This is a genomic window from Bacillus sp. XT-2 (assembly GCF_025696525.1).
Classification (GTDB): domain Bacteria; phylum Bacillota; class Bacilli; order Bacillales; family Bacillaceae; genus Bacillus; species Bacillus halotolerans.
On the sequence record NZ_JAHVOC010000003.1, the window covers coordinates 145,660 to 162,170 of the forward strand.

General features: G+C 46.1%; 1 protein-coding gene. It reads right to left on the reverse strand.

Features of this window, described 5'->3' with window-relative positions; all coding sequences use genetic code 11:
• Positions 1-6: 6 nt before the first annotated feature.
• Entirely contained in the window at positions 7-16,488 is a 16,482-nt protein-coding gene (locus tag KXD37_RS10735) for a non-ribosomal peptide synthetase (RefSeq protein WP_263463540.1), read from the reverse strand.
• Positions 16,489-16,511 lie beyond the last annotated feature (23 nt).

The following is a 16,511-nucleotide window of genomic DNA, read 5'->3' on the forward strand; positions in this document are numbered from 1 at the left end:
CCCCTCCTATAACAGTTGTTGTATCGTTGTGCTGTCTCCCGGGTGATAGCTTCGCAGTTTCTCAATGGCGGAGCTGTGAGTTTCCGGATACACCTCAATTGTTTCGTCATTCTGTCCTGAGTCATTGCCCGTTTCGCAGTCTGCCATCTTCATCATCACAAGCTGTTTCAGCGGCCCCCCGAGCAGCAGTTCCAACGCTTCCATCGCTTCAGGGGCTTCAATGGAGCCTATGCCCGCCTGCGCCATTCTTCGCTGATAATCAGGTGAGGAAACAACACCAATGCTGCCCCAATAACTCCAATTGATCACAGCTACTGTACAAGGCCATACTTGTGAAAGCCGATGAGCAAAAGCATCCTTAAAGCTGCAGCCGGCAGCATAATTGCTCTGTCCTGAAGCTCTTGCAAATGATTGTACGGAAGAGAAAAACAAAGCAAAGTCCAACGGCTCTTTCTGGAAAACTTGAGCCATTTGCACACTTACATCCACTTTTGCAGAAAGAACATTTCTGAAACGTTCCTCGTCCATATTCATCAGGCTTTGGTCTTGCAAAACAATGGCAGAATGAATGATTCCGTTGATTTCCTGATGTATTTGTTTGATGGCTGCATAAGCGCGTTCCAAGTCCTCTCGGTTTGCGGCATCAGCTTCGATATAAAACGGAGCCGGCCCTAAACGCGCAAGTCTGTCCAGCTTGCTTTGAATGGATGCATCTTTTGTTCTTCTGCCAATCCAAACGACATGCGCTTGGTATGTTCGAATCACATATTCGCTCCAAGCTTCTCCAATTCCGCCCGCACCGCCTATGACCACATAAACGCCTCCGTGTTTATACTTGGTGTGCACAGGCTGATTGCTGTGTACAGGGATCAGACGCTGTTTGTGCCAGGTTTTGTTCCGACACGCCCAAGTATTTCCCTCTTGGTCGAATGGCAAGGAAAAGATTTCGGCCACCGGCCAATCCTCATTTCGATCTACATCGATCAGTTTTGTCTGCCAATTTGTATATTCTTTTGCCATCGAGCCGATCAGACCGTGAAGACCGGCATCAATTGGATTGACAATGTCATGGTGATCAACACATTGCGTATTCGCTGTCACGACCGTCCAGCTTATCGTCTTCTCTCCATAGCCTAAAGAAAGCATCGCCTTAATGAGCCTGAACTGTTGAATAACGCTTTGGTTTTGGGCTTCAATCATGTCATCACCGATTTCGCACTCCGAGACATGGGAAGGAGAAATCCACACAATATGGTCAAATGCCCCTAATGCATCAAGCTGGTTTGCCAACTGATGAATCGAATCATCCGGCTTGATGTGCAGCTCTTTGGCAAGCGGGAACTGTCTTTGTACAGCGTTTCTGCTGTTTTCATCCCCACCTAGAATGACAACACGCTCATCAGCAGACGAAATGATCCTGCTATTCTCCGTTTGCACTTGATCCCATACCGGCGCCATTAGAAGCGCTCCATTCAGAGACGCCTTGCTGTCAGAGCGTTTTATTTTTTCCGGGCGTTGTATGTCTTCTTCTATCACTCTTGAGGAGATGCCCTTGATTCTTACACATACCTGGCCTTGTTCATCACATAGATCAATATCCAGCCGTTGTATTCTGTCCTCGTTTGGACGCGAGGTGACAGAGACCCACATGTTTTCTGTACATGGGCTATATACTTCAAGCTCCTGCAGTGCAAAAGGCAATGAAAGCTGTTCATCTCCGGAATTCAGCTTTAACCCGATCGACGCCTGCAAAGCAGAATCCGTCATACTCGGATGAAGTACAAATTCGTTCAGCGTTTGAGATACTCCAGACGGCAACGAAAGCTCTGCCAACGCTTGGTTGCGGCCAATGTAAAGCTGCTGTATTCCTTGAAAACCAAGCCCGTATTCTATGCCGATCGCTTTAAATAACTCATAACACTGTTCATTTGACAGTGTGTTTTGACTGCATTGTGATTGCAGCGCGCTGATATTATGAGAAGGAATGTTTCCTGCTTCTCTTATCTCAACACTGCCCTGACTGTGTACCTTTCGTGCGCCCTCACCGTCTTCTGTAAAGATTTCAAAAGCAATTTCAGCATCGTGCTGAGGTTCAAGACTGATATGCACTTGGACAGGCTGACCGTCCGCCACAATCGGCTGCACCCAAACAACATTTTTTATATGAATGACAGATTGATGATCTTTGAGCCCTCGCACTGCCTGCGAAATGGCTGCATGCACCATCTCAAGATAAGCGACCCCCGGCATGACCGGTTTTCCCTTCACCTTGTGATCGTTGAAAAAGAACTCAGCGCCTGTAAAGATTGAGCTGAAACGCTGCTCTGTCAAATCAGAAGTGTTGGTTTGTACTAATGGGTGCAAAACTGCTGTATCGACAGTTTTTGTCGGTGCCTTTTGTGTGATTGCCTCCTCTTTCATATCCGTTATCCAGTAGCGCTCTTTTGCAAATGGATAGGTCGGCAAGCTGATACGGTTAGGCAGTTTGCCGCTATACAGTTTGTTCCAATCTATTTTTAATCCTGCTACCCATAATTCAACCAGTTTTGTATAAACTCCGGGTTCCCAGTCATTTTCGAGTGTTTTCTGAATGTCTTCGTCTGACCTGAGTGTCTGTAATATCCCTTTATTCGCCCTGCCTCTATACATGTTCGTCGCATTGGTTTGTCCTTCTATAAAGAGGTACAGTTTCTCCAGCAAATCTTGAACCGAGACAGCGATAATCCCTAATCTCTCCTCCATTGCATCGCGCCCCTCTTGAAGTGTATAGGCAATATCAGCGAGATCACGATCGGAGATTGAATGTTTGCTGATAAAATCCGCCAATTGCTGTGCTTGGTCCTTCAGGCGATCTTCTTCCTTTGCCGACAAGACAAAGATGCCCGGGTTCTGTGATGTCACTGCTGGCGCTTGTTCAGATGGAGCAGTTTCTTTTGGAATATATTCCTCAATGACCACATGGGCATTGACACCGCCTATGCCAAATGAACTGACTCCGGCTCGGCGAGGCAGCTCCCGTCCGTTTTCATCCCGCATCGATTTCCATTCTCTGGATTCCTGCACGATATAAAATGGGCTGTCTTCCAATCTGATATACGGATTGATCGTCTCACTGTGCAGACTTTTTACCAGCGTTTTGTGTTTTAGCTGCAACAGGATTTTGATGACACCGGCTACACCGGCTGCGAGCGATAAATGGCCGATGTTTGTCTTCGCTGAACCCAGTCCGCAATGGCTGGCATGAACAGAAGGATCTCCCGTTTTCTCGTACAGTTCTTTAAATGCAGCCTTCAGCCCGTTAATTTCTACCGGATCGCCAAGTTCCGTTCCGGTTCCATGCGCTTCAATATACGTCACAGTTCTCGGATCGATTCCAGCCTTCATATAAGCGGTTTTTACGACTTCTGCCTGAGCCTTCGGATTAGGAGTCGTCAGAGAATTCGCGCGGCCTCCGTGATTTACCGCACTTCCTTTGATCACACCGTAAATATGATCGCCGTCGCGTTCCGCCGCCTTTAGTTTTTTCAGGAAGAGGATGCCTGCACCTTCACTGACCGCAAATCCATCGGCTTTATCAGAGAACGTTTTGCATTTTCCTTCTTTGCTCAGAGCCCCTGCTTTATCGTAGGCAATGTGGCCTTGCGGTGTTACAACCGTGTTGACGCCTCCCGCGATCGCCATTTCACAGTTTCCAGCTTCAATTGCACAAACTGCATGATGAATGGCGACCAGTGAGCTTGAACATGCCGTGTCAATCGGTTCGCTCGGTCCATGAATGTTCAGAAAATAACTGACTCTATTCGGTCCGGCAGAAGGACTCATATTAGCAGCTGCTGAGCCTTCGATATCTACATTTGAGAGAAGAGAGCTGTATCCCGTGTTTCCAGTACCGATGAATAAGCCCGTTTTGGTTCCTGATAGGCTTTGGGCTGAATGTCCCGCTTCTTCTATCGCTTTCCAAGCATAGGTCATTAATAGACGCTGCTGAGGCTCCATCTGCTCAGCCTCCAGCGGAGAAATGCCGAAGAACAACGGATCAAAGTCGGCTACTCCATCAATAAAACCGCCCCATTTGACGTTCGTTTTATTTGCTTCTTTTAGCGGGTCTCCGTAGTACTCACGCCAATCCCAGCGGTCTTTTGGAACCTCTGTTATGCAATCTGTGCCTTCTTTCAAATTCATCCAGTACTCCTCAACATCCTTTGCTTTTGGGAAGACTCCGCTCATCCCTACAATGGCAATAGGTTCGGGCTCAGGCGCATGCTCGGCTGCCTTCTTCACTGGCAGCTCCTTTGGTTTGCCAAAACGGTTTTCGGTTGAAAACCTGATGTCTTTCATGGCTTTTTCCGCAGGCTGTACAGGCAGATCCTCCTTGACAGGTACTGCAAATTGCGCCGAGAATGTATCTTGATATTCTGCTGATAAATACGCGGCAAAGGCAGAAACAGTTGCATGCTCAAAGAAAATTGTAGGGGTCAGATCCAGCTTGTATTGTTCATTCAATATATTAGCGAATTCAGTTAAAGTGATTGAATCAAATCCATATTGATTGAACTCCATATCCGGATCAATCTCTTTAGTTTTGATTTTGAGCAATTGAGAGATTGCTTGCTTTAAAATGTCTTGTATTTGGTCCAATAAGCTGTCTTGATCCATTCTTGCTATCTGGGTCACCGGTTCTTGCGCTGGTTTATTCGGAACATCTTCAGAAGGCGGCTTTTGAGACAGCTTTTCTCTCATCATGTCTTTGATACCTTCCATGACAATGACGTTATCTTTATCAAAAGCCAATCCTTTATAAAGTGCCTGAATGCCGGTTTCGGTTCGCATAGCCGTAACGCCCGTATTTTTCATTGTCATTTTTTCAGTTTCTTTATTTACACGCATGCCGCCCTCTTTCCACAGCGGCCAATTGATCGACAATGTTTGGCCGTGTCTGTACATGGCGGTCACAAGCGCATTACGATAAGCAGCATAGCTGTCCATAAATGCATTAGCCATTGCATAATCCGCCTGTCCCGCGCTGCCGGTGATACTAGATATGGAAGAGAAAAGGATAAAGAAATCTAACGCGAGATGCTCGGTTGCCTCATCCACATTTACGAGCCCTTTTACCTTAGGAGCGAGGACCTGCTTAAGTTCTTCATTTGTTTTATTCATGAGATAGTTGTCTTTAAGCAGTCCAGCACTGTGAATCACGCCATGCAAGTCGCCATAATCAGCTGTGATCCTTGTGATTAACTCGGACGCAGCCTCCGTTTGAGTCACATCAACCCGTCTGTACTCTGTACGAGCACCTAAACGCTGCAGTTCGCTAAGCTGTAATTGCTGATCAGCGCTAAGCGCGGACCTGCCTGTAAGAATCAAAACAGGCTGTTTGACTTGGCTTGCAATTTCTTTCGCAAAAATAAATCCAAGTCCTCCTGCGCCGCCTGTGATGAGGTACACACCCTTATCCCTCCACGGCAATCTGATTTCACGGTCAGGCGTATGAATTTCATTTAATTCATTGATGTACCGTTTGCCTTTTTCATATTTAATGCGCTGATCTCCTGCGTTTCTTTTATTCTCTTGGACTATCTCTGCGATCCTATTCATAGTTTCGTTTGTATCGATTTCAATCGTCTGGCCGATCAGCTTTGTATTCTCCAGCCCGGCCGTTTTAAGGAGCGCCGAAAGTCCTGAGAAAGAGTAATGCTTTCTTTGCGCTGAGGTAAGCATTTGGATCAGAACATGGCCTTGCGGCTTGCTTTTGAGGATACTCTGTATCGTCTCAAGCGCTTGTTCGGCATAATCTTGGAATCGCTCTGCCAGACCCTCCCGATAAGACTCTAATACTATACATTCCGCTCCTTTGAGCTTTGATTCAATACTGTCTTTTGAGAGTCCGTTCATTTCACAAAGCATGATAATATGCCGTTCATATTCTGGTTCCAGACCGTCTTTGTCGATCTCCTTAGACATCCATTTTTCCTCAAACATCAAAGTTTCCATTGTTTGGTCAGACTCTGCTGATCTAGGGTCGCTTTCTGCCGCTCTGAATGACAAACCTTTTAACCGTACGCAAACATTGCCGTTCTCATCTAAGATATCGATATCCCGTTTTTGTACCTTATCAGTCGCTTTGCTGCCTTCACTGAATCTGGCGTATACCCACATGTTCGAGGAGCATGTCCCGAAGACTTCAAGCTCTTGAACCGCAAAAGGCAGCGTCAGCCGGTTATCTCCTGCGCCTGTCAAAATGCTGGATGCCTGTAAAGCGGAGTCCATCAGACCCGGATGCATGCTGAATTGGCCAATTGTATCTAAGACAGAAGGATGCAATGACAATCTTGCCAATACAAAATGTTCAGCTGTATAAATCTTTTCTACACCGCGATAAGCTGGACCGTAGTCAAAACCAATCATTTTATAGGTGTCGTATACTTCGTTTACGGAGAAATGAGTTTGCTGACACTTCTTGCGCAGGGATGCTAAATCAATGACCGGCGTATCCGCAGCAGGATGTAATTCAGCCCCGCCTTGACTGTATACTATTGGTTTGTCACCGGCTATTTCCGGGTTGCCGTAGATTTCATACGTAATGTCACCATGCTCCTCCGGAAAAAGCCTGATGTGTACTTGCACCGGCTGCTCCCCGACTACAATCGGCCGCACCCACACTGTGTTTTTGAGCGTAATGCGATACTGACCGTTTTGTACCTCGGCAGCCTGCTCAATGGCAGCCCGCGCCATTTCAAGATGGGCCACTCCCGGCAAGATCCGTTGGCCTTTGACAACATGATCTGCAAGGAAAAACTCTTCTCCCGTATAGATTGAGCTAAACCGCTGTTCCGAGAGATTCGAAGTGTTTTGATGCATTAATGGATGTAACACAGATGCGCTGATGTGAGATGCTTTTTTGTCGGCTTCAAGGCTTCCCCTATTTGCGACATAATCAGAAATCCAGTAACGGTCTTTCGCAAACGGATATGTCGGCAAGCTAATGCGATGCGGCTCATTCTCGCCATACAGCTTCGCCCAGTCCACATCAAGCCCTTTCACCCATAATTCCAGCAATTTTGCATACTTTCCGCGCTCCATCCATTTTTCAACCGCTTCTTGAATTTCTTCATCTTCCGTCAGCATTTGCAGCGTTCCTTTATCAATCCGCCCTCTATATACATCCTCCACATTATTTTTGCCGGCTGCATAGTCTTTTAGCTTGTCTTGCAAATCCTCAATTGACCCGGAAATGATCCCCAGCCGTTCTTCCATCGCGTCTCGCCCGGCTTGCAGCGTATAAGCAATATTTGCGAGATCTTCGTCTTTGTAAATATGCTGGTCTAACGCTTCAGCCAGCTGCTGTGCGTATTCTTTCAGTCTTGCTTCATTTTTAGCTGATAGGACGAAAATACCTGGATGTTCAGAAGTGATCGACGGTATGTTGCCAGCGTCCGCCTTCGGAATATATTCCTCGATGAGCACGTGGGCATTTACCCCGCCGATACCAAATGAACTGACGCCTGCACGGCGAGGCAGCTTCTGCCCCTGCGCATTCTGTAGCGCTTTCCATTCTTCTGTTTCCCGAACGATATAAAATGGGCTGTTTTCAAGCTGAATATACGGATTGACAGTCTCGCAATGGAGACTTTTCACTAAGGTTTTGTGTTTAAGCTGCATTAAAATTTTAATAATTCCTGCTGCACCGGCTGCAAGCGATAAATGACCGATGTTTGTCTTCGCTGAACCAAGGCCGCAATAATGATTAGCAGAAGTGTCTCCTTCTTTTACACCCAGCCCTTTAAAAGCCGCTTTCAATCCGTTAATTTCAACCGGATCTCCAAGCTCCGTACCTGTTCCGTGCGCCTCAATGTACGTCACCGTTTTGGGATCGATTCCCGCCTTTTGGAATGCCTTTTGAATGACTTCCGCCTGGGCCTTCGGATTAGGCGTCGTTAAAGACGCCGCACGCCCCCCGTGGTTCACTGCGCTTCCTTTTATCACCCCATAAATATGGTCTCCCGCTTCCTCGGCCGCTTTTAACTTCTTCAGAAACAGTATGCCGGCTCCTTCCCCATGAGCAAAACCATCAGCTCGATTTGAGAACGTCTTGCATTTGCCTTCTTTGCTCAGGGCACCCGCTTTATCAAAGCTAATATACACCTCAGGCAGAATAATCGTATTAACGCCGCCGGCTAATGCCATGTCACAAGTGCCTTCCTCGATTGAGGAAATGGCGTGATGGATCGCTACCAATGAACTGGAGCACGCCGTATCAATAGGTTCACTCGGCCCATGCAGATTAAGGAAATAACTGACACGATTCGGACCGACTGACGGGCTCGTGTTAGCTGCCGCTGACCCTTCTATTGCCGAGTTCGCTTTAGATAAAAGAGAACTGTATCCTGTATTTCCCGTTCCGATGAATACGCCTGTTTTTGTGCCTGACAGACTTTTTGCCGAATACCCTGCATCTTCAATCGCTTTCCATGCATAAGTCAATAATAAGCGTTGCTGTGGCTCCATTTGTTCAGCTTCACGCGGGGAAATGCCAAAGAATAATGGGTCGAATTCCGCAATGCCGTCAATAAAACCTCCCCATCTTACATTCGTTTTATTGGCTTCCTTCGCAGGGTCCCCTTCATATTCGCGCCAATCCCAGCGGTCTTTCGGAATTTCCGTCATGCAGTCCTTGCCTTCTTTTAAGTTCTTCCAGTAGGCATCCACATCTTTTGCCATAGGAAAAATGCCGCTTATTCCGACGATTGCGATTGGCTCGGGACCGGATTCACTCTGTATGGTTCCCGGCAGCATAACCGGCTGCTTTCGGCGTCTTTTTGAGGTGACATGTATGGTTTTATCCTGTTCAAATGCAGGCTGAGCCTGAACCTTTGACCTGGTCCGTACAGCAAATGTTTTCGCAAATACCGCTTGATATTCTTCTGACAAATGCTTGCCGAACTCATGGATCGTCGGATGGTCAAAAAAGACGGTTGGCGTCAGCGCCAGTTTATATGCCCGATTGATATGGTTGGTGAATTCAGTCATAGAAATGGAGTCAAACCCATACACCGTCATTTCGGCATGGTCATCAATCGTTTCAAATGGAACCTTTAATAGCTTGGCGACCTCCCGCTTTAACATCGCCTTTACTTTATCCAGCAAACTCCCTGTGTCAATGCTCTTTGCCGGTTCAGTCATGCTTTCTGTTTCCCTCTTTTCAATAGGTGCTGAGGCTGTTTTTGACAGCATGTTTTGTTTTATCTTCTGAACGTTGCCTTCCATCACCATGACCTGGCTTGCCTCACTATTGAACGCTTGATAAAAAGCCTGTATGCCTTGTTTTGCTTCCAGAGGAACAATTCCGGCCAGCTGCACAAGTCTTTTCTCCGTTTCACGATCGACCTTCATGCCGCCCTCTTTCCATAATGGCCAGTTTACAGAAAGCGTTTTGCCATGCCGCTGACCGTGTTCGGCTAGCGTACTGCGGTATCCGGCATACATATCCATAAATACATTGGCTGCCGCATAGTCAGCCTGACCAAGGCTGCCTAAACTTCCCGAAAGAGATGAAAAGAGAATGAAAACATCCAATGCAAAATCTTTGCTGGCTTCATCCAGGTGAACGAGTCCTTTTACTTTAGGCGCCAGCACATCATGCAAATCTTCTGCTGATTTCTTGGCCAAATAGCTATCTTTAATAATTCCCGCGCTATGAAGAATGCCATCAAGACGGCCATGTTCTTTCTGGATATTGTTCATTAACTGGTACACTGCGATTTTATCGGCAACATCCATTTGCTGATAGGTGATCTCGGCCCCTATGGCGCGAAGCTCTTCAATCTTCCCTCTTTTATTATCATTCAGAGGTGAACGGCCCGTCAGAACGACTGTCGCATTTTTCGTTTGTTCAGCAATTTCTTTTGCGAACATAAGGCCTAAGCCACCGGCACCGCCTGTGATGAGATAAACGCCGCCGTCTTTCCACGGCATGCTGATGTTACGGCTTGCCGCTTTCATTTCACTCCAATCTGCAATAAATCGTGTACCGTTTTGATATCTGATATGGGTGCCGCTGCTTATTTGATTTTCTTTCAGTTTGCGGGCGATACTTTCCCCGCTTTCTTCACTGCTGATTTCAATCATTTGTCCGGTCAGCTTAACCGTTTCTAACTCGGCCGTTTTCAGCAGCCCTGTCAATCCAGAAAACAATTGCTGCTCGCCTTCTGCGGAGGTCACGATCTGAATCAGAATATCTCCTTTCGGTTTCTCGCGAATCAGCGCTTGCACTTTTCTAAACACCTGTTCCGTATACGAATGAAAACGCCCATCCACTGAAGCAGGCCTTGCTTCCAGGATGAAGACATGGACATGCTCCATTTCTGCTTCGATCTTTTTTCTCATGTCCTGATCACATTCACAGAGGAACACGAGATGCTCTGCATATTCTTTATCCGCTTTTCCGCCAGCCTTTTGTTCTTTCCAAACGGGCTGAAGCAATAAGGTTTCTGAATGTGATGATTCTGTTTGTATGTCAGCCTCCATCACTCTCGTCGAAAACCCCTTCATCCGTATACAAACGCTGCCATGCTCATCGCATAGGTCAATATCAACTTTCTGTATCAGATCGCCCGGTTTATTTTTTGAATTAAACTGAACATAAACCCACATATCAGAAACGCATTCATGAAAGACTTCAAGCTCCTCTAAAGCAAATGGCAGTGCAGCTTTAAAGTCTTCACTGTCAGAAAGCTCCGCCCTGGTGACGTTTTGCAAATATTCAGCCGCCTGTAACGCCCCATCCAATAAACTTGGATGAAGAGCATAATCGGCTGCTGTATGAGAGACAGATCCCGGCAGCGATAATTTGGCAAGCAGCTGGCCGTCTCCTTTATAAACGGTCTCCACACTCTTGTATCCTGGACCGTAATCGGCTCCGATCATGCCTTCATAAAATAAGGAGGTGTCCATCAAGCCTTGATTACATTGATTCTTTATCGCCTCTAGATCCAATACCTCCGCATGCTTTGGCTGAAATAATTCCGCTATGCCCTGGTTATATACAATTGGGTCTGCGTCAGCGGATTCCGGTTCACCATACATCCGATAAAGAATATCTCCGCCGTCTTCATCATAGACCCCGATGTTTACTGTAACCGGCTCATCTCCCGCTACAACCGGACGCATCCAAACCACATGTTTCAGGCGGATTCCGGATTCCTCATCATCTAAACCGCCAATTCCTTGTTCTATAGCGGCTCTTGCCATTTCAAGCGTGACAGCTGCCGGCAAAATCGCCATCCCTTTAATGATATGCTCAGCAATAAAATACTCCTGTCCTGTGAAGCTGGAGCTGAACCGCTGCTCCGATAAAACAGATGTATTCTGGTGCACCAAAGGATGCAAGCGTGATGGTACGGCTGTTTTACGATTGCCCGTGCTGATGTCAGGCCAATACCGTTCTTCAGCAAAAGGATATGTCGGCAGACTCATGCGGCGCGGCTTCGTATTCGGGTAAAGATGGCGCCATTCAACCTGAAAACCTTTGGCCCACACTTCGGCAAGCTTTTTCAGTTTGCCTTTGGACATCCATGATGCAACCAGTTCTTCCGTTTCCTCATCTCCAAGCAAGAGATCAGCGGATTTCACTCGCGTTTTTTCTCCTTGAATACAGCCTTCTGTCAACGGTTGTCCATTCACAAAACGCTCCAGCTGCAGCTTCCATTCTTCCAAATCGCTCGCCATAAAAATAACTCTTGTGTCCATCGCCTCCCTGCCGATCTGGAAGGTGTATGCTAAATCCCTTAAAGAGTGTTGTGTCAGATCATTTTGACTGACAAATGTCAGCAGTTCCTTTACATATGCTTGCAGCCGCTCCCTGTTCTTTGCCGATACCGGAATGAGGTACGGAGGATTTCCTTCGTTATCCGCTCTTGTATCTTGGGCATTTTCATATTGTTCGAATATGGCATGAGCGTTCGTTCCGCCAAGCCCAAACGAGCTCAGAGCTGCCCGATGTACACCTTGATTTTTCTGTAATAATTTTCGTTCGCGGACAACATAAAATGGAGAGCTGTCAAAGTGAATATTAGGATTCGGCTCCTGGCAGTTGATAGTTGGCGCAAGTTCGTTATGAGATAAGCTCATGGCAACCTTAATGCAGCCGGCTAACCCTGCGGCAGTATCCAAATGTCCGATATTGGTTTTCACCGAACCGATGCCGCAAAATTGTATTTTGTCCGTGTATTGCTTGTACACTTTGTTTAAGGCAGAAATTTCAATAGGGTCGCCTAATTTAGTCCCTGTACCGTGTGCTTCAATGTAGCTGATCGTTTCAGGATGGATATCGGTTTCGTCCAATACGCTCTGTATGACCTCTGTTTGGCCTTTTACGCTAGGAGCATAAAAGCCGGCCTTATCAGCTCCGTCATTATTGATTCCTATTCCGCGCATGATGGCGTAAATATGGTCTCCGTCTCTTACCGCATCCACAGCTTTTTTCAATAGGACGACAGCTACACCTTCTCCTCCAGCCATTCCGTCAGCTGCGGCGTCAAATGCCTTAACATGCCCGTCACTTGAAAAATTCAATCCGTTTTGATGCACATAGCCTATTCCTGACTGCGCGTGCAAGGTTGCGCCTCCAACAAGCGCGTATTCAGATTCACCAGCTGTTAGGCTTTTGTACGCTTGATACAAACCTACTAGTGAAGAAGAACAATTGGAATGAACAAAGTAGCTTGGCCCCTTTAATCCGAGCTTGTGCGAGATCATCGTCGGGATCGTTCCGCTTTGGGCTAATACCCATGAGACATAGCCATCCGGAGATTCATGTCCTTCTGTTCTCTCCTTCGGCAATAACGTTCTGTAGGAATTGTTGCTTGCAGACATATACACACTTGTTTCCGGAATCTCTTTTGCCACATAGCCCGCATCCTCAATTGCTTTCCATGAATGCAGCAATAAGAGACGGAGCTGAGGGTCCATAAACTCAGCATCTTTAGGAGAGATCTGAAAGAAACCTGGGTCAAACAAATCTTTTCCCTCAATTACAGATTGCACAGGAACGTAATCAGGATGTTGAATTAATTCTTCAGGCACTCCATTTTCTCGCAGTTCTTCTTTTGAAAAAAATTGAATACTTTCCTTGCCTTCTTTGATTTGATTCCAGAACTCATGATGATTTTTCGCCCCCGGAAACTGGCAGGAGATTCCCACAATGGCAATACTGTCTTCAAAATACGGCGGCAGCGCTTGCTGTTCCGTTTGTTTCACCCTCTTCACATTCTGCTTGCTTTCATTTTGAGGAATGGCCGCCGTATCTGTGTTTTTCATTTCAATAATGTATTGGCTGATGGCCCTGATATTGGCGTACTCGAACAGCTCCGTTACACTGAATTCACAGTCAAATTCTTTTTGGATTCGTTCCGCCACGGCCACGGCAAGAAGTGAATCGCCTCCCACATCGAAAAATCCGTCCTCTGGCCCAAAACCGCTGACTTTCAGCATATCCTCCCAAATGAGCTGCACTTTGCCTTCTACCTCTGATAACTGTAAGTGTTGTGTTTTTCTATTATTTAAAATGACCTTCCGATGTTCCAATTCCTTGCGGTTCACTTTCCCGCTTGGTGTTAACGGCATCTCATCCAGGCGGATAAAGTGCGCAGGTATCATATATTCCGGCAGGCTGGATTTCAGGCAGCGTCGCAAATCGTTTGGATCGATAGGCTGATGTCCATTTTGCTCCGTATAATATGCAGCCAGCTTTTTATGTCCTTCCAGCTGCTTGACCACTACTGCCTGATCTAAAATGCCCGGATATTCACTCAGTTTCGTTTCTATTGCACCTAATTCAATTCGGAAACCTCGGATTTTAACCTGGCTGTCAATGCGGCCTAAATATTCAATATTCCCGTCAGGCAGCCATCTTGCTGAATCACCGGATTTATAAAGCTTGGTCCCAGATTCAAACGGATTGTTAATAAATGTTTCCGCTGTCAGGCCGGGCTGGTTATAATAGCCCCTTGCCAATCCGTCGCCTGCGATACAAAGCTCACCAGGTTTTCCGATCGGAACAGGCTTCAGATGCTGGTCCACGATATAAATCTTCGTATTGGATACAGGCTTGCCGATTGGCGTATGATGACTGGCGATATCTCCTGTTCCGCATCCGAAATAAGTCGCGTAAATGGAGGCTTCTGTTGGTCCGTAAATATTTTCAACACGGCAGTTTTTAAAGATCGAAACTGCCTTTTTCACCAATTCCTTAGGAAAGGCTTCTCCTGCAACCATCATGTATTTGATTGGTCCTTCTTCAGTAAATTTCCTGTTGTCTTTCGCCGTTTCTAAAAATACATGCAGCATGGCAGGAACAAAATTAACATGGGTCACTTGATATTTTTCAATCACATCCATGCACAGCTGCGGTGATTTCTCTTCATCCGGCGGAAGAATAATGAGGCGGCCATTTCCGATAAACCAGCCGAATAATTCCGATATGGATACGTCGAAAACATAGTTCGTCTTTAATAAATAAGCATCCTCAGCAGTGACAGGATACTGGGATTCAAGAAAATTCAGCGTATTCATAATGCTCTGATGCTCTACCATGACTCCTTTAGGCTGTCCGGTACTGCCCGAGGTGTAAATGATATAAGCGAGATGATGGGGTTTGACTTCTCGTTTCAATCCACTTTTTTGTTGAGCTGTGTCCGTTTGACTGCAAGCCAAATCGATATTGATGACTTTTACATGGTCATCAGTTAATTTGTTTACTTTGTCATGAGCTTTAGATTGTGTAAGGACAATGGACGCTTCACTGTCTTTGAGCATGTACGCTAATCGTTCTTGAGGGAAGTTCGGATCTAGAGGCACATACGCTCCGCCGGCTTTCAGAATCCCTAAAATTCCGATCAGCATATCAAACGAACGCTCTGCACAAATCCCTACCGGGCGTTCCGGTCCAGCCCCCTGTGCTTGAAGATAAATGGCCAGCGATGTGCTTTTTTGATCTAATTCCTTATATGTAAGAGTCTCCTCTTCGAATACGACCGCTATCGCATCGGGGGTTTTTTTCGCTTTTTCCTCAAAAATTTCATGTATGCACTTGTCTTTGGAGTCATTTGTCTTTGTCGCATTCCATTGCTCGAACAAGCTGATTTGTTCTTGATCTAACTGTAAAGAGTATGTTTCAAGTGATAAAGACGGATCGAGAATGATGTGTTCAGTGAGTTTGATGTAGTTCTCCATCATTCTTTCAATGGTAGATAATTCATATATATCAGGGTTATACAGAAGATGAAGCACTGTTTCGTTTTCTTGTTCATACACTTCCAGTGCCAGCTCGAATTCCCCTTCTTGCCGAATGTCTTCGATATATTTGATGCCAAGAGCTTGATATGGTTCCAGCATTTTTTGTAAGCCTGCTGTCTGAAAGAAATTCTGGTAGAGAAAGGCTGTTTGAAAAATCGGAGAATCCGCTGCTGAGCGGTCTACATTCAGTTCTCTTACCAGTGCCGGAAATGGGTATGCCGCATGGTCAAGTCCGTCTGCCACTGTCAGCTGCAGGTCTCGAAGGAACTCTTGAAATGTTTGGGTTCCTATCTCTTTACTCCGAACAGCCATCATATTAATAAAGTACCCGATGATCGATTCAAAACCGTCTTCAGGCCGCCCCATTGTCGGGACTCCCACAATGATGTCCTTTTGTTTTGTATAGTGATGCAGCAGCACTTTATAAATAGAAAGGTACACAACTGATTCGTTCACATAATGAGAACGTGCTAACGACTTTATTTGCTTGCTCAGGTTATGAGGGAGCAAGCTTTTGTAAGCTTGCCCCTTATATTTTTGTGCTGAAGGACGGGGACGGTCGGCCGGCAGCTCAAGAATAGGCAGCGTTCCGGACAGCTGCTCTTTCCAATAAGCGAGATGCTCAGCCCCTTCTCTAGCGCCCAGCATACGGTTTTCCCAGTCAACAAAGTCAGGATAATCGGCCGGTAAAGTCTGCAGCATCAACTCTTCGCCTTGCAGCAATTGTTGATACGCCTCTAAAAGCGTCGATATAAATGTCAGCATTGACACACCGTCAAATATAATATGATGAACCGTGATAAGCACAATGCATGCCTCGTTTGACTGATGAAACAGATATGTGCGCATTAACGGACCAGTTTCCAAATGAAAAGGTTCTTTAGCTTTTTCTTTTAGGTAGGGCAATACCTCAGCTGAATGCATAGCTGAGATATTCGCTTCCTCAAAATGAAGAGCCTGCGACGGCTGAACCGTTTGAAATGGAATGCCATTTTCCTCTTGAATCACACTCGTTAAAACAGGATATTGTTTCTGTACAAACAGAAGGGCTTGCTTGAACGTCTCGACATGTAATTTTTTGCTGACGTGAAAGCATAAAGGTATATTATATGCACCCATATCAGGAGACATTTTTTGAAGCATCCATAACCCTTTTTGACCTTCTGAAAGCGGGCTATTCAACTGACGCTTCATGCTTTGAAGATGTTCTTCTACCT